This window comes from Nonomuraea sediminis, assembly GCF_018531495.1.
Classification (GTDB): domain Bacteria; phylum Actinomycetota; class Actinomycetes; order Streptosporangiales; family Streptosporangiaceae; genus Nonomuraea; species Nonomuraea sediminis.
On record NZ_JAHDTI010000003.1, the window covers coordinates 355,077 to 369,708 of the forward strand.

At 70.0% G+C, this 14,632-nt stretch carries 15 protein-coding genes; 9 read left to right on the plus strand and 6 right to left on the minus strand.

Annotated elements, in window-relative coordinates:
• The first annotated feature begins 9 nt into the window (after nucleotides 1–9).
• Genes KIK09_RS60015 through KIK09_RS15730 form a run of 4 tightly spaced genes read left to right on the plus strand, consistent with a single transcriptional unit; the run spans nucleotide 10 to nucleotide 3,404 of the window.
• Nucleotides 10–1,308, plus strand: coding sequence for an ABC transporter substrate-binding protein (locus KIK09_RS60015; protein ID WP_214319941.1), 1,299 nt, complete (start codon nucleotides 10–12; stop codon nucleotides 1,306–1,308).
• Nucleotides 1,305–2,177 carry a carbohydrate ABC transporter permease gene (locus KIK09_RS15720; protein ID WP_214319942.1) on the plus strand — a complete coding sequence of 291 codons (873 nt, stop codon included), beginning with the start codon at nucleotides 1,305–1,307 and terminating at the stop codon, nucleotides 2,175–2,177. Before KIK09_RS60015 ends, KIK09_RS15720 begins: the two co-directional genes overlap by 4 nt.
• Nucleotides 2,174–2,983 carry a carbohydrate ABC transporter permease gene (locus KIK09_RS15725; RefSeq protein ID WP_214319943.1) on the plus strand — a complete coding sequence of 270 codons (810 nt, stop codon included), beginning with the start codon at nucleotides 2,174–2,176 and terminating at the stop codon, nucleotides 2,981–2,983. Before KIK09_RS15720 ends, KIK09_RS15725 begins: the two co-directional genes overlap by 4 nt.
• A 13-nt stretch (nucleotides 2,984–2,996) precedes the next feature.
• On the plus strand, nucleotides 2,997–3,404 hold the full coding sequence (locus tag KIK09_RS15730; protein WP_214319944.1) for a cupin domain-containing protein: 408 nt from the start codon (nucleotides 2,997–2,999) through the stop codon (nucleotides 3,402–3,404).
• Here the strand turns inward: KIK09_RS15730 and KIK09_RS15735 are convergent.
• Nucleotides 3,366–4,775, minus strand: a complete 1,410-nt coding sequence (locus KIK09_RS15735; protein ID WP_214319945.1) for an FAD-dependent monooxygenase — start codon at nucleotides 4,773–4,775, stop codon at nucleotides 3,366–3,368. The genes KIK09_RS15730 and KIK09_RS15735 overlap by 39 nt on opposite strands.
• Before the next feature lie 58 nt (nucleotides 4,776–4,833).
• Here KIK09_RS15735 and KIK09_RS15740 point away from each other — a divergent pair, with 58 nt between their 5' ends.
• Nucleotides 4,834–5,490 (plus strand): TetR/AcrR family transcriptional regulator C-terminal domain-containing protein, encoded by a 657-nt coding sequence (locus tag KIK09_RS15740; protein WP_214319946.1) that lies wholly within the window; start codon nucleotides 4,834–4,836, stop codon nucleotides 5,488–5,490.
• Nucleotides 5,487–6,029, plus strand: a complete 543-nt coding sequence (locus KIK09_RS15745; protein ID WP_214319947.1) for an NADPH-dependent F420 reductase — start codon at nucleotides 5,487–5,489, stop codon at nucleotides 6,027–6,029. Before KIK09_RS15740 ends, KIK09_RS15745 begins: the two co-directional genes overlap by 4 nt.
• Here the strand turns inward: KIK09_RS15745 and KIK09_RS15750 are convergent, their stop codons facing one another.
• Entirely contained in the window at nucleotides 6,030–7,244 is a 1,215-nt protein-coding gene (locus tag KIK09_RS15750) for a right-handed parallel beta-helix repeat-containing protein (protein WP_214319948.1), read from the minus strand.
• Between the two features lie 157 nt (nucleotides 7,245–7,401).
• Between KIK09_RS15750 and KIK09_RS15755 the strand changes: the two genes are divergently transcribed.
• Nucleotides 7,402–8,406 (plus strand): hypothetical protein, encoded by a 1,005-nt coding sequence (locus KIK09_RS15755; protein ID WP_214319949.1) that lies wholly within the window; start codon nucleotides 7,402–7,404, stop codon nucleotides 8,404–8,406.
• Here KIK09_RS15755 and KIK09_RS15760 read toward each other — a convergent pair.
• On the minus strand, nucleotides 8,390–8,626 hold the full coding sequence (locus KIK09_RS15760) for a hypothetical protein (protein WP_214319950.1): 237 nt from the start codon (nucleotides 8,624–8,626) through the stop codon (nucleotides 8,390–8,392). The two genes, KIK09_RS15755 and KIK09_RS15760, sit on opposite strands and share 17 nt — an antisense overlap.
• A gap of 197 nt (nucleotides 8,627–8,823) precedes the next feature.
• Here KIK09_RS15760 and KIK09_RS15765 point away from each other — a divergent pair, with 197 nt between their 5' ends.
• Both KIK09_RS15765 and KIK09_RS15770 read left to right on the plus strand, forming a co-directional pair.
• The gene (locus KIK09_RS15765; RefSeq protein ID WP_214319951.1) at nucleotides 8,824–10,359 is read left to right on the plus strand and encodes an aldehyde dehydrogenase family protein; all 1,536 of its coding nucleotides are present in this window, start codon (nucleotides 8,824–8,826) and stop codon (nucleotides 10,357–10,359) included.
• 108 nt (nucleotides 10,360–10,467) lie between these two features.
• The gene (locus KIK09_RS15770; RefSeq protein ID WP_214319952.1) at nucleotides 10,468–11,754 is read left to right on the plus strand and encodes a CehA/McbA family metallohydrolase; all 1,287 of its coding nucleotides are present in this window, start codon (nucleotides 10,468–10,470) and stop codon (nucleotides 11,752–11,754) included.
• Nucleotides 11,755–11,808: 54 nt separating this feature from the next.
• Here the strand turns inward: KIK09_RS15770 and glnII are convergent, their stop codons facing one another.
• The 3 genes from glnII to KIK09_RS15785 all read right to left on the minus strand — a co-directional run bounded on the left by glnII (nucleotide 11,809) and on the right by KIK09_RS15785 (nucleotide 14,616).
• Nucleotides 11,809–12,828 carry a glutamine synthetase gene (gene glnII / locus KIK09_RS15775; protein WP_214319953.1) on the minus strand — a complete coding sequence of 340 codons (1,020 nt, stop codon included), beginning with the start codon at nucleotides 12,826–12,828 and terminating at the stop codon, nucleotides 11,809–11,811.
• Nucleotides 12,829–12,912: 84 nt separating this feature from the next.
• A complete protein-coding gene (locus KIK09_RS15780; RefSeq protein ID WP_214319954.1) occupies nucleotides 12,913–14,136 on the minus strand; it encodes an FAD-dependent oxidoreductase in 1,224 nt (407 codons plus the stop codon).
• Nucleotides 14,137–14,139: 3 nt separating this feature from the next.
• Nucleotides 14,140–14,616 carry a TetR/AcrR family transcriptional regulator gene (locus KIK09_RS15785; protein ID WP_214319955.1) on the minus strand — a complete coding sequence of 159 codons (477 nt, stop codon included), beginning with the start codon at nucleotides 14,614–14,616 and terminating at the stop codon, nucleotides 14,140–14,142.
• Nucleotides 14,617–14,632: the final 16 nt, after the last annotated feature.

The window sequence follows — 14,632 nt, forward strand, 5'->3', positions numbered from 1 at the left end:
GACGTCATCGTGAAGAAGATCCATGTCATAGCGGGATTGGCGGCCGTCGTCGCGCTGAGCTCCTGCGCCACCGGCGGTGCCCCGGCCAAGCAGGCCCCGAAGCTCGCGCAGTCGGCCAAGGTCTCGGGCTCCATCAAGGTCTGGTCCTGGGACGTGGCCGCCAAGGCGCTGCAGCGGCTGGCGCCGGAGTTCGAGAAGTCACACCCCGGCGTCAAGGTGGAGATCGAGGACATCGGCTATGACAACGCCTACGACAAGATCACCGTCGGCCTGAAGTCAGGCGCCGGCCTGCCCGACGTCATCACGCTCGAGGACACCTACATCGCCGGGTACGCCGAGCACTTCCCCAACGGCCTGGTGGACCTGAGCCCGGTGGCCGCCAAGTACCAGAGCGACTTCGACCCGGCCAAGTGGAAGGCCGCCACCTCCGGCAAGGGCCTGTACGCGATGCCGTGGGACTCGGCGCCCGTCGGCCTGTTCTACCGCCGCGACTACTTCAAGCAGGCCGGGGTGGACCCCGAGGCCGTCCAGACCTGGGACGACCTGGTCAAGGCGGGCGAGAAGATCAAGCAGGCCACCGGCAAGCGCCTGTTCGTCTCCGACCTGACCAGCGCCGCCGGGTTCACCACGCTGCTGCAGCAGCTCGGGCAGGGCTACTTCAAGGACGGCAAGGTCGCCGTGAACACCCCGGCCGCCGTCCGCGCGCTCACGCTGCTCAAGACGCTCAAGGACAAGGATCTGCTGCAGAACGAGAAGGGCTGGGACGGCCGCGTCACCGCCACCAAGCAGGGCAAGGCCGCCACCCAGCCCACCGCCGCCTGGTGGACCGGCACGCTCACCGGCGAGATGGCCGAGCTGTCGGGCAAGTTCGGGGTCATCCCGCTGCCCGCCTTCGACCAGGGCGGCAGCCGTACCTCGGCCAACGGCGGGTCGGCGCTGGCGATCACCTCGCAGACCAAGAACCAGGACACCGCGTGGGCGTTCGTCGAGTGGCTGCTGGCGAACAAGGACCAGCAGGTGTCGATGATGAAGACCGAGGCGCTCTTCCCCGCCTACCTGCCCGCGCTGTCCGACCCGTTCTTCGACGAGCCGCAGCCCTACTTCGCCGGGCAGAAGATCAACCGCCTGTTCGCCGACCAGGTCAGGAACATCCCGCCGATCGAGCTGACCGGTGACGACAAGGAGGCCGAGGAGCTGCTGAAGAAGGCGGTCTCCGACGCGCTGCTCAACGGCAAGGACCCCAAGGCGGTGCTCGACACGGCCGCCGAGCAGCTGGCCACCGCCACCAAGCGGGGTCTGGCGTCATGACCGCCACGAGTACGGCGGGCCGCCTGCTCCTGGCGCCGCAGCCCAGGCGCTGGCGCCGCCGTACCGTGCCGTGGATCTTCGTCGGGCCGGCGGCGGCGCTGTTCGGGCTGTTCTTCGCCTACCCGCTGGCCGCCTCGCTGCTGCAGAGCCTGGACGACGGCGCGGGCAACTACACGCGGCTGACGAGCGACCCCTCGTTCCTGCAGTCGCTGGTGAACGTGGCGCTCATCCTGGTCGTCCAGGTGCCCATCATGATCGCGCTGGCAACCGTGCTCGCGTACGTGCTCAACCAGTCGTGGCTGCGCTTCCGCGCGACGCTGCGGGCGGCCTACTTCCTGCCCGCGGTGACCACGCTGGTGGCCTACGCGGTGGTGTTCCGCGTGCTGCTGCGCACCGAGGGCGGCGCGGTCAACCAGGTGCTCGGCCTGCAGGTTGACTGGCTGAACGACCCGCTGTGGGCGCGGGTCGCGCTGATCGCCTCGATCACCTGGCGCTGGGTGGGCTACAACGCGATCATCCTGCTCGCCGGGCTGCAGGCGATCGGGCGTGAGCAGTACGAGGCGGCCGCCATCGACGGCGCGGGGTCGCTGACCACGTTCACCAAGGTGATCCTGCCGCAGCTCAGGCCCGTCCTGCTGTTCTGCTCGATCACCTCGACGATCGGCACGCTGCAACTGTTCGACGAGCCGCTGGTGCTGACCGGCGGCGGGCCCGGCGACGCCACGCTGACGCCGATCCTCTACCTGTACCAGGTGGGCTTCAAGCAGTTCGACTTCGGCTACGCGGCGGCGATCGCGTGGGTGGTGGTCCTGCTGATCGGCGGGCTCTCCTGGCTGCAGTTCCGCTACTTCGGAAAGGGGCGCGGGTGAGGCGGCTCGTGCTGTGGGTACTGGCCGTGGCCGGCGCGGTGGTCAGCGTGGTGCCCTTCTACTGGATGATCGTGGCCGCCACGCACGACGGGTCGGAGCTGTTCGACTCTCCCCCGCCGTTCCTGCCCGGCGGCGACCTGATGGCCAACCTGCGCGGCCTTGAGGAGTCGGTCCACTTCGCCAGGGTGATGGCCACCAGCGTGTGGACGGCGCTGGTCTACACGGCGCTGAGCGGGCTGGTGTCGGCGATGTGCGGCTACGGGCTGGCCAAGTACCGCTTCCGCGGGCGCGGCCTGCTGCTCGGGGTGGTGCTGGCCACCATGATGATCCCGTTCCAGGTGCTGCTCGTGCCGCTGTTCCAGATGATGGCCAGCATCGGCTGGGTCGACACCTACCAGTCGATCATCATCCCGTTCCTGGCGAACTCCTTCGGCATCTTCCTGATGCGGCAGGCGTTCCTGGACTTCCCGGACGAACTCCTGGAGAGCGGGCGGCTCGACGGTGCGGGCGATCTGCGGATCTTCTACCGGATCGTGCTGCCGTGCGTGCGGCCCCAGCTGGGCGCGCTGGTGATCTTCACGTTCATGTCGCAGTGGAACGCCTTCATCTGGCCGCTGCTGATGCTGAACTCCGAGGAGCGCTACACCGTGCCGGTGGCACTGAACCACCTGATCGGGCTGTCGCACGTGGACTACGCCGGGCTGATGCTCGGCGCCTTCCTCGCCACGCTGCCGCTGATGCTGGTCTTCCTGGTGTTCCAGCGCCAGTTCGTGTCGGGGTTGCTCGGGGGTGCGGTGAAGGCCTGACACCATGGGTGACATGAGTACACGTCCGGTCATCGCGGAATTGCTCGACATGTCACCGCATCCCGAGGGCGGCTGGTTCAAGGAGACCTGGCGCACCGCCGTCACCTTCGAACCTCCGGGGTACGGCGGGGCCAGGTCGTCGGCCACCGGGATCTACTTCCTGCTCTGCCCGGGCGAGGAGTCGCGGCCGCACGTCGTCCGCTCCGACGAGGTGTGGCTGTGGCACCGGGGCGGGCCGCTGGAGCTCGTGATCGGCGACGAGACCGTCGTCCTCGGGCCGCTGGTGGAGAAGGGGCAGGTGCCGCAGGCCGTGGTGCCGGGCGGTGTCTGGCAGTCGGCGCGGCCCGCGGGCGATGAGGAAGTGCTGGTCAGCTGCGTGGTCTCACCGGGGTTCGACTTCGCGGACTTCGAGATGCGCTGAGCCGAACCACCGGGTGAGCGCCTCCGCGACGGGTTCCGGCTCTCCTGCGGCCCAGGCCACGTAGCCGTCGGGGCGGACCAGCAGCTCGGGGTCCGCGCCGGCCTGCCGTACCAGCAGGCCCTTGCCCTCGCGCAGCAGGTCGCGGTACGGCGCCGCCACGAAGCGGCCGACGCGGGGGTCGGACGCGGCGGGGGCGTGGTCGATGTCGGTGCCGTTGGCCATCGCGGTGAAGTGCTCAAGCGCCTGCGGGAGCCGCAGCGTCTCCTCCAGCACCGCGCGCAGGGCGTCGACCTGCGGGCCCGGGCGCATGAGGGCGACCTGGGCGCGGGTGTTGCGCAGCACGCGGTCGGCGACCGGGCGGCGCTCGGCCGTGTAGGTGTCCAGCAGCGACTCCGGGGCCTTGCCGCGCACCACCAGGGCGAGCTTCCAGCCGAGGTTGGCCGCGTCCTGCAGGCCCATGTTGAGCCCCTGGCCGCCGATCGGCGAGTGGACGTGGGCGGCGTCGCCCGCCAGCAGGATCCTGTCGCGGCGGTAGGTCTCGGCCAGGCGGGTGTTGTCGCTGTAGCGGATGCCCGCCTCGAGCGAGGTGACCCGCACGGTGTCGACGCCGCTCGCGCGGCGCAGGCTGGCCTGCAGTTCCTCGGCCGTCATCGGGGCGTCGCGCTCGCCGGGGCCGCCGTCGAACTCGATCGTGGCGATCTCCCCCGGCACCAGCGACAGGTTGACCAGGCCGCCGGGGCTGCGCAGCGACGAGACGAGCGCCGTGGGGTCGGCCACCTCGGCGACGGCGGTGCGGCCCGTCAACGTGGCGTCCGTGCCGGGGAAGGGGATGCCCGAGCGCTTGCGCACCACGCTGCGGCCGCCGTCGCAGCCGACCAGGTAGGCGCCCTCGAAGCGGCGGCCGTCACGCAGGATCGCGGTCGCTCCTTCGATGTCGACGACCTCGCAGCCGGCCAGGATCCGCACGCCCAGCTCCTCGGCCCTGGCGGCGATCACGCGCTCGAGCAGGTGCTGCTTGAGCATCACGTACTCGGCTGGTCCCGGCTCGTCCTGCAGCAGCGGCAGGCCGCCGAAGTGGCCCCGGGTCTTGCCCTCCTTGAGCAGCTGGATCAGGAACGACACCGCGTCGGCGCCGTCGTGCGCGACTCCTTCGAGGTACTTCCACTGCTCCTCGATCACCGGCTCGGCCAGCCCGCGCAGGGCCAGCGTCTGGGTGCTGCGCACGTTGAGCGAGCGCAGGCCGAGGCTGCGTTCCCTGCGGACCGGACTCTCGGCCGCCTCCAGAACCAGTGTCTCCACGCCGCCCAGCGTCAGCTCGGCGGCCAGCAGCAGGCCGACGGGCCCGCCGCCGACGATGATCACGTCTGTCATGTGCCCTCCTTCGAGACTTACGGCGTAAGTACAGCGCTTACGGTGTAAGTTTGTCAACGTGGGTAAGGGAATCAACCGCGAGGCGGTCCTCGACGCCGCCCTGCTCCTGGCTCAGGAGGAGGGCCTGGCGGGGCTGTCGATGCGGAAGCTGGCCAAACGGCTCGGCATCGAGGCGATGTCGCTGTACAACCACTTCGCCAACAAGGCCGACATCCTGGACGGCCTGGCCGAACGGGTCTACGGCGACGTGGCGCGCCCCGATCCCGCGCTGCCCTGGCAGGAGCGGGTACGCACGACGGCGCTCGGCATGTACCGGGCGCTCAGCCGGTATCCGGTGGTGCCGCTCGCGCTGGTGACCGACCAGGCCAACCCGACCTCGGAGCGGGCGCTGCGGTCCCTGGAGGATCTGCTCGAGGCGCTCTACGCGGCCGGGTTCGACGACACGCAGGTACGGCGGGCGCTGAGCGCGATCAACGGGCTGATCATGGGTTCGCTACTGCTGTCGACCGCCGGGTTTACCGGCGACTTCTACGCGAGCCGGGGCGCGGAGCAGCTCGACCACTTCCGCCAGGGCGTCGACGCCGAGCGGCTGCCCCACTTCACCCGGCTGCTCGGCGTCCTGCCCGACATCGACGCCGAGGCCGACTTCACCGCCGCCCTCGACATGTTGATCACGGGAATAGCCGATGCCGCGGGGCGGTTGGACGGCGCATGAAGATCGCAGTCATCGGCAAGGGAAACGTCGGCGGCACGCTGGGGCAGGCCTTCGCCGCCGCCGGGCACGAGGTCACCCACGGCTCACGGAGCACGCCGATCCCCGACGCGCTCGCGGGTGCGGAGACCGTCGTCCTGGCGCTGCCCGGCACGGCCGTCGCGGGCTTCCTCGAGGAGTACGGGCCCGAGCTCGACGGGAAGCTCGTGGTGGACGCGGTCAACCGGATGGGCGAGGACAAGCTGCACAGCGCGGCGGACGTCGCCGCCAAGGCGCCGGGGGCGCGCTACGCCCGCGCCTTCAACTCCTACGGCTGGGAGAACTTCGCCGACCCGACCTTCGACGGCCAGGTCGGCGACCTGTTCTACTCCTCGGCCGAGGCCGACAAGGACGCCGTCGAGCAGCTCGTCGACGCCGTCGGCCTGCGCCCGGTGTACCTCGGCCCCGACCAGTACGACGCGCTCGACGGTGTGCTCCGCCTCTGGTTCGCGCTCGCCGTGGGTCAGGGCCGAGGACGGCACCTGGCGTTCCGGGTGCTGTGATCAGTAACCGCGGGTGTAACGCACGCCCGGGCCGATCGAGATCGGCACGCCCGCCCCGTCGACGAGGTTGACGCCCGAGGCCACCGACAGCTGGTCGCCCTCGCCCTTCTTGAGCTGGATGCCGGTCTCGAGCTTGGTGCCGTGGCCGACGATCGTGTTGCCGGAGATCGCGGCGTGCCCCGTGCCGTAGTTCACCGCGTCCAGAGCCAGGTAGACGAAGTTCACCTCGGGCGGCAGTGCGCCGGTGGCGGTCAGCTTGCGCTCGTCGGGCGCCCTGCGCTCCCGGAAGGCCCGCTTCAGCGCGGCGAAGCCGTCCGGGGGCGGCAGGAACTTGTGGATGCGGTTGCCGGTGATCGTGGTCGCCGCGTCACCCTGCAGATCGCAGCGGATGCCGTAGTAGGTCTGGCCCTTGGTGCTCTCGGCGCCGAAGTCCTCGATGTAGTTGTTGGAGATCGAGGTGCCGAAGCAGCGGTGGGCGTCGATCGCGTTCTTCGGCGTGGCGTACAGGTGCAGCTCGCTCAGCGTCCAGCCGGCCGCGTTGTCCATCTGGATGGCGTTGGTGCCGTTGAACCCGATCCAGGCGCGCTGCAGCGTCCAGTCGGTGACCGAGTTGCCCGGGTCGACGACGCGGATGCCCGCCTCCGCCGAGCCCTCGATGTCGACGTCGCTGATGATGCTGTTCACCATCGTGTTGCGAAGCATCGTCCCGTTCTGCGACGGGTTGCTGATCCGGATCCCGTCCGACGGCGCCCCGTAGATGTCGACGTCGTAGACGCGCGCGTTCCACGCCCGCAGCATCAGCCCCACGGTGCCCTTGTTGGCGTCGCGGTTGCCGTCCAGCGTCAGCCGCTCGATCCTGATCGTGTCGTCGCTCGTCTCGGCGTTCTTGACCCACCCCTCGGAGGCCAGCATCGCGGGCAGGTTCGCCCCATCGGCCTGCTTGATCACCGTGCCCGCCTTCCCGTCCCCTCGATAGGTACGGCGCGGCGGCAGGCTGATCGTGGCATTGATCAGACACGGCCCCTTGATGACGACCTCGTCCCCGTCCTTGGCGGAGTCGATCGCGGCCTGCAGGTTCTTGGCATCATCGACGGTGTTCGCGCAGGTCGCGTCCACCCGGCTCGCCGAGGCAGGAGCAGCCACAGCGGTGACGGTCAGCCCGGTGGCAGCCACCACAGCCGCCCCCGCCAACCCAACAGCAGATAACTTCCGCATTTCCCCGTTTCCTTCCTGACACAGCAGGAGACGCTTCCCCCGTCCCCCGACGCACCGATCCCCCCTGGACCGGCTATTGATCATCCTGCCGTAAATCCCCAGACCGAAGCCGCACAGTTCCCGATTTATCCCGATATAGAAGCCGTACGTTCTCACCATGACGGCTGCCCGCCTCTTCCTGACAGCCCTGACCGCCGTATGCCTGCTGGCGAGCCCCGCGTCCCGCCCCGAGATCCATCGCGGAGGATGCCCCGGCGCCTGGGTCCCGGACTGGGGGATCCGCGACAGGCCCGGCGACTTCCTCCCCTCGGGTCCTGTCACGTCCGTGACGTACTGCGAGCTCATCCTCGAGCCCGGACCCCACCAGGGCGAGGCACGCGTGCTGACGACCGGGGCCGCCGAGGTGGCGGCGCTGCTCAACGCGATGCCCACCAGGGAGGAGTTGGAGGCCCGCATCAGGGCGCAGGAGAGCGCGGCAGGGCGGCCCATCACCGGAGAACTCCACCTGGGCGAGATCTGCCCGCTGATCGCCTACGACCGGAGAGGCTCCTTCGTCGTACGGTACGAGGACGGCTCGTCGGCCGTCATCCTCCTCGACCCCAACTGCGGCACGGCCTACTACGACGGCAGGACCCGCTTCCTGGGCAACGCCCCCGTCGACACCTTCCTCGACCTCTACCGCCGGCAACTGGCCCGCGCCCACCCCGCCGTCCCGGCCCCGGCCTGCCCGTCCCGCGCCGGCCCGGCGGGCTCGACGCCGCGCGACGACATCGCCCGCAACCGGGGGACGTCGAGGACCTTCCTGCCGAGCCCGCTCGCCGCGGCAACCGCCTGTCGCTACGGCCCCGACGGCCGCCTCACCAGACAGCGGACGATCACCGGGGACCTCGAACCGCTCCGCACGCTCATCACGGTCGAGACGCCGTCCTCCCCGGGCGACACGAAATCCTTGCTCAACGGCACCCGGTGCTCGATGGACGGGTCGTCGCCCACCGCCCTCGACACGATCTGGGTGACGGACGCGACCGGCGCGACCGCCGAGATCCGGGTGTGGCGGGCACCTTGCCTCGCGGTCCTGTACGGCGGCTCCGCCCCGTTGGTCCCGGGCCGGGCGCTTCTGGAGCGCCTCGACACCGTGCTGGGCGCTACTTCGGGAGGGTGAGCATCTTGGTCTGATCCGCGGGAGGGGCCTTGATCGTCACCTTCATGCCCCAGCCGGACAGGCGGATGTCGTCGATCATGTGGTAGCGCCTGTCACCGACCTTCGCGTCCAGTCCGCATACCTCGTACGAGGCCCAGATGCGGCGGACCAGTTGGTCCTTGCCGAGCCACATGCGCCAGGTGACATTCCAGTCGGCGCACTCGGCGGCGTCCTTGCCCATGAGCCTGGGATCAGCGGCGGCGAGCGCAAGCTTCGCAGGAGGCGATCTCGGAGCGATCACAAGGGCGGGCCGTAAATGGTGCGCGCGTTGTCCCTTTCTCCGGGTGGGGGTGATCGTTGTGATTGGGGATGGGGCTGGGTTTCCAGATCTTGCGGCGGGATGATTGTGTGGGCGAAGGAACTACGAGGAGGTCACCGGTGACGCGTCACATCGTTTCGGTCATTGGCGGCAAGGACGCCGCCGCCGCGAGCACGTACGAGTCGGTCAACCCTGCGCGCACCGGCGAGGTGGTCGCCCAGGTCGGACTCGCGGACGCCGACACGTTCGCAGCGGCCTGCCGTACCGCCAAGGAGGCGCAGCGCGAGTGGGCCAGGGTGCCCGCGCCGGTCCGCGGCAGGGTGATCGCGTCGATCGGGCGCCTGGTCGAGGCGAACGCCGAGAAGCTGGCGCACCTGGTGACGGAGGAGATCGGCAAGCCGTTCAAGGAGTCGCTCGGCGAGGTCAGGGAGATCGTCGACACCTGCGACTTCTTCCTGGGCGAGGGGCGCAGGCTCTACGGCCAGACCGTGCCGTCGGAGATGCCGGACAAGAACCTGTTCACCTTCCGCAACCCGGTCGGCGTGGCGGCCGTGATCACCGCGGGCAACTTCCCGGTGGCCGTGCCGTCCTGGTACCTGGTGCCCGCGCTGCTGTGCGGCAACGCCGTGGTGTGGAAGCCCGCCGAGTACGCCGCCGCCTCCGCGCACGCGATGTACCAGCTGTTCGTGGCCGCCGGGCTGCCCGACGGGGTGCTCAACATCGTCTTCGCCGACGGCGCCGGCACCTTCGCCGGGCTGGACAAGGCCCTGGAGGAGGGCACGGTGCAGAAGGTCGGGTTCACCGGCTCGAGCGCGGTCGGCCGCAAGATCGGCGAGCTGACCGGCCGCCACCTGCAGGCGGCCTGCCTGGAGCTGGGCGGCAAGAACCCGATGGTGATCATGCCGGACGCCGACCTGGACCTGGCCGTCGAGGGCGCGCTGTTCTCCGGCTTCGGTACGGCGGGCCAGCGCTGCACGAGCCTGGGCACGGTCATCGTGCACGAGTCGATCCACGACGAGTTCGTCGAGCGCTTCGCCAGGGCCGTGCGCAACGCCAAGATCGGAGACCCGGAGCAGGACGTGCTGGCGGGCCCGCTGCTCGACCAGAAGTTCGCCGACCGCTACGAGGAGTTCCTGGCCTGGATCCAGCCTCACCACGAGGTCGTGTCAGGAGAGACCGGGAGGATCACCGCGAACAACCCGCACCACGACTTCACCGGCGAGGGCGGGCTCTACTACCACCCGGTGGTCGTGGACGGGGTCAAGCCGGACGACCAGCTGTTCCTGGAGGAGACGTTCGGCCCCATCGTGGGCATCGCCTCCTTCCAGACCCTGGACGAGGCCATCGAGCTGGCCAACCGGCCCGGCTACGGCCTGTCCAGCTCGATCTACACCACCGACCCCAAGAACGCCTTCCGCTTCCGCGAGGGCATCTCGGCCGGGATGGTCAGCGTCAACAACTCCACCTCCGGCGCCGAGGCGCACCTGCCCTTCGGCGGCAACGGCAAGTCGGGCAACGGCAGCCGCCAGTCAGGCATGTGGGTGCTCGACCAGTTCACCCGCTGGCAGGCGATGAACTGGGACCACTCGGGTCGCCTGCAGAAGGCCCAGATGGACGTCGCCGACATCACTCCAGATATGGATTTCCGACTCTAGATCCTTCCACCTGGGAGTAAGAAAGCCACTCCGCCGGGAAGCATGGGGCTTCCCGGCGGGTGAGGGTCGTGCCACGATAACGGCGCCTTCGATTACGGGGAGAAGCCGATGCGTGACGATCTGAAACTGGTGACGGTGGCGATCCGGCTCCGCGCGGGGTTCCCGTGCCGGTGGAGCGTGGTGAGCGCCGACGGCCGGGGCTGGTTCCCGCAGGACACCTCACCTGCCCGCGACCTGGACGGCCTGCCGTACTTCCACGGCGACGACCTGGTCGTCCACGTTCCGCGCGAGCAGCTGACGGTCAGGGTGACCAGGGGCATGGAGTACGGCTCGGCCGAGACGACGCTGACGCCCGGCTCCGGCGAGACGCTCGTCGAGCTGGCGCCGCCGCGCATCTACGACGCCGCCGCCCGCGGCTGGTACGGCGGCGACCTGCACGTCCGCTTCAACCGCCCCACCCGGTGGGTGGCCGACTCCCAGCTCGGCGAGGACCTGCACGTGGTCAACCTGCTGCCCGGCGACGGCGAGGCCGGGGAGACCTGGTCGGGACGCGACCTGCCGTGGTCCGACGAGACGCACGTGGCCAGGGTCGGCCTGGCCCACCAGGCGCTCGGCCCGGAGAGCGACACGCTGAGCAAGCTGCGCGAGCGGGGCGCCCTGATCGGCTACGCCAACGCCTTCCGCGGGCCGGTCGAGACGCCGGAACAGCTGGTCGGGGTGGGCGATCCCGGCTTCGACGCGCGGCTGTCGGTGGTGGACGCCGCGCTGGGGCTGGTCGACACCTTCTCCTCGGCGATCGAGTCGGCGCGCGCCTACCGGCGCCTCATCGGCGCGGGCAACAGGATCGCGGCCGTCGCCGGCACCCCGCAGCGGCTGGGCCCGATCGGCCGCGAGCGCACCTACGCGCACGTGCGCGGCCCGCTGACCGCGGAGTCCTACGCCGAGGCGGTACGGCGGGGCCGCACATTCGCCACCACGGGCCCGTTCCTGGAACTCGCGGTCGACGGGGAGGGCCCCGGAGCCACGCTGGACCAGGTGGCGGGCAACCGGGTGAGCGTGGTGGGCCGGGTGATCGGTCCCGGCGTGGAGACCGTACGTCTGCTGACGGCGGACGGCGAGCTGGCCTCGGGCCCGCCCGGGGAAGTGGCGGCTGACCTGGCGGTCAACTGGCCGACGTACGTCGTGGCCGTGGCCGAGGGCGGCGGCCAGGTGCGGGCCCACACCAGCCCGGTCTATCTGGACGTGGAGCGGCGCAGGGTGGCCCGCGAGGAGGACGTGACGTTCTGCCTGCGCTGGCTGGAGTTACTCGAGGATCTCATCCGCGACCGGGTCAGCGCGGACTACCTGGCCGTGGTCGAGGAGGCGCGCCGGGTCTACCAGGCGCGCCTGACCTGAACGTGGGAGAACGCGGGCCCCATCGGGGGTGCCCGCGTTCTCCCGGAATGTCGATCAGACCTGGCCGGCCTTCTCCAGAGCGGAGCAGCAGGTGTTGACCAGCAGCCTGGTCACCACGTACGGGTCGACGTTGGCGTTGGGGCGGCGGTCCTCGATGTAGCCCTTGCGGTCCACCTCGACCTGCCACGGGATGCGCACCGAGGCGCCGCGGTCGGAGACGCCGTAGGAGTACCTGTTCCACGGGGCGGTCTCGTGCGCGCCGGTCAGGCGGGACTCGATGTCGGCGCCGTACTGCTTGACGTGCTCCATCGGCTTGTCGCCCTCACCGAGCGCCTCGCAGGCGGTGATGATGGCGTCGTAGCCCTCGCGCATCGCCTTGGTGGAGAAGTTGGTGTGCGCGCCGGCGCCGTTCCAGTCGCCGCGGGCGGGCTTGGCGTCGAGCGTGGCCTCCACGCCGAACTCCTCGGCCGTCCGGTAGAGCAGGTAGCGGGCCACCCACATGTGGTCGGAGACCTCGACGGGCCCGGCCGGGCCGATCTGGAACTCCCACTGGCCGGGCATGACCTCGGCGTTGATGCCGGAGATCGCCAGGCCGGCGGCCAGGCAGCGGTCGAGGTGGAGCTCGACGATCTCGCGGCCGAAGACGGCCTCGGCGCCCACGCCGCAGTAGTAGTGGCCCTGCGGAGCGGGGAAGCCGCCCTCGGGGAAGCCGAGCGGGCGGCTGCCCTTGAAGAAGGTGTATTCCTGCTCGATGCCGAACCAGGAGTCCTGGTCGGCGAACTGCTCGGCGATCGGGCGCAGCAGCGCGCGGGTGTTGCTCTTGTGCGGCTCGCCGTCGATCTCCTCGACCTCGCACAGGACCAGGATGTTGGCGCCGCCGCGGATCGGGTCGGGGCAGGTGAAGACCGGGCGGAGCACGCGGTCGGAGGAGTGGCCCTCGGCCTGGTTGGTGCTGGATCCGTCGAAGCCCCACACCGGCGGCTCTGCGCCGTCGGCCAGGATCTTCGTCTTGGCGCGCAGCAGAGCCGTGGGCTCGGTGCCGTCGATCCAGATGTACTCAGCCTTGTAGCTCACAACGATCCTTTCGCGGTTCTCTCCAGCCACGCCGAGAAAACCAGACGGCCGTTTCCCGGTTTTTGCCCGTATGTAACCGGCGTGTTAATCCGAGGACCATCGTTCACCGAAGACACGCCTCTTCAACGGGGGTACCGCCTGGCACGTACGGAAGAAGGCGCGGGCGAAGGCTCGGTTGATCCGGCTGGCCGAAATCCCCATCCTGGCGTTGGACAGCGCCCGCTTCGAGGCGGCGAAGCCGTACTCGATCATGGCGCGTTCGTACTCCCCCAGCGCGGTCACCAGTTCGGCCTGGCCCCTGCCGACGGCGGCGAGCTTGGCCGTGAGGAGCTGGGCGTCGCGCAGCGCGGTGTTGCCGCCCTCGCCGCCGGTGGGCAGCATCGCGTGGATCGCGTCGCCGAGCAGCGTGACCGGCCCCGTGGGCCACGGCTTGACGGGGGCGGAAGTGCGGAAGTCGAACATCTCGACGCTGACAGGATCGGATTCGGCCACCATGCGGACCAGAGCGGGATGCCAGCCCTCGATCAGCTGGGTGACCGTCTCGCGCAGGTCGTCGCGCTTGTCCGGATACGCGTCGCGGCGGGCGACCAGCGCCCACAGCACGTAGTCGCCCTCGCCGGCGTCGTAGGTCCTGCGCTTGAAGACGGCGGTGAACATGGAGCGGCCCGGCCGGCCGAAGATGACGTTCATCCCGGCCGGGATCCGCTCGGGGAGCCAGGCCTTGGTCTCGGGGGTGAGGTAGAGCTTGCCGCCCACCGCCAGGGCGCCGCTGTCCAGGTAGCCCGCGTCTGGGAGCAACTGTGCCCTGACCCGGGAGTTGCTCCCGTCGGCGCCGATCAGCACGTCGCCCGTGGCCGTCGATCCGTCGGCGAACCGCGCCAGGATGCGCCCGTCCTTCGTCTCGTAGCCGGTGAACTTCCTGTCGAAGTTCACGATCTCGGAGATGTCGGCCAGGAGCAGGTTGCGCAGCGTGACGCGGCTGACCGCGTGGTGACTCTCCTCCGGCGCAGTGCGCCCGCCGGTGAACAGGTCCTCCTCTATCAGCGCGAGCTGGTCCAGCCGGTGGGTCATGAACGCCATCCCGGCCCCCGGGTCGCCGGCCGTGGCCACGAACCGCTCCCAGATCTCGGGGCTCAGGCAGGCGTGCAGGGCCCTGCTGCCCTCGGTGTTGATGTGGATGCGGTAGCCCTGGTTGCGGTTGGTCGGGGTGACGTCCCGCTCGTAGACCGCCACGCTCACGCCGGCCCGTTTGAGCCCGTTGGCCAGGCAGAGTCCACCGATGCCGCCGCCTATCACGATCACGTGCATGGTTCAGGCTCCTTCGATGAGTTCACGGAGGTGGGCGAGCACGACCGCGGGGTCGTCGGGGATGAGCGTCAGGCCCTTGGCCGCGGCGATGACCAGCGCGACGTGCTCCGGTGCGATGCGCATGGCCAGCGCCCCGCGCCAGCCCTCCTCCACCCGCTCGATGGTGGCGCGGATCTCCGGGTCGCGCAGCGAGCGCAGGTCGATCTCGCGCAGCACCACGAACAGCTCGGGCTGCTCGCGCATCGCGACCGCCAGCATGTCCAGGTAGTCGCCCAGGGTCGTGCCGGGCGCGTGCAGCTGCCGGGTGGTGTACTGCACGACCGCGGCGATGAGGTCGTTCTTGGTGGGGAAGTGGTGGTGCAGCGTGGAGTGGTCGATGCCCACCTCGCGCGCCACCTCTCTCAGGCGCAGGCCTTCGAACCCCTTGGCCGCCAGGCAGCGGAACGCCGCCTCGATCAGCTCCTGCCGTCGATCTCCCACGATCTTTCACCTCTCC

Coding starts and splice junctions, on each gene's coding strand:
- KIK09_RS15720 (WP_214319942.1), top strand. CDS start 1,305: ATGACCGCCACGAGTACGGCGGGCCGCCTGCTCCTGGCGCCGCAGCCC.
- KIK09_RS15730 (WP_214319944.1), top strand. CDS start 2,997: ATGAGTACACGTCCGGTCATCGCGGAATTGCTCGACATGTCACCGCAT.
- KIK09_RS15735 (WP_214319945.1), bottom strand. CDS start 4,775: ATGACAGACGTGATCATCGTCGGCGGCGGGCCCGTCGGCCTGCTGCTG.
- KIK09_RS15745 (WP_214319947.1), top strand. CDS start 5,487: ATGAAGATCGCAGTCATCGGCAAGGGAAACGTCGGCGGCACGCTGGGG.
- KIK09_RS15750 (WP_214319948.1), bottom strand. CDS start 7,244: ATGCGGAAGTTATCTGCTGTTGGGTTGGCGGGGGCGGCTGTGGTGGCT.
- KIK09_RS15755 (WP_214319949.1), top strand. CDS start 7,402: ATGACGGCTGCCCGCCTCTTCCTGACAGCCCTGACCGCCGTATGCCTG.
- KIK09_RS15760 (WP_214319950.1), bottom strand. CDS start 8,626: ATGGGCAAGGACGCCGCCGAGTGCGCCGACTGGAATGTCACCTGGCGC.
- KIK09_RS15770 (WP_214319952.1), top strand. CDS start 10,468: ATGCGTGACGATCTGAAACTGGTGACGGTGGCGATCCGGCTCCGCGCG.
- KIK09_RS15780 (WP_214319954.1), bottom strand. CDS start 14,136: ATGCACGTGATCGTGATAGGCGGCGGCATCGGTGGACTCTGCCTGGCC.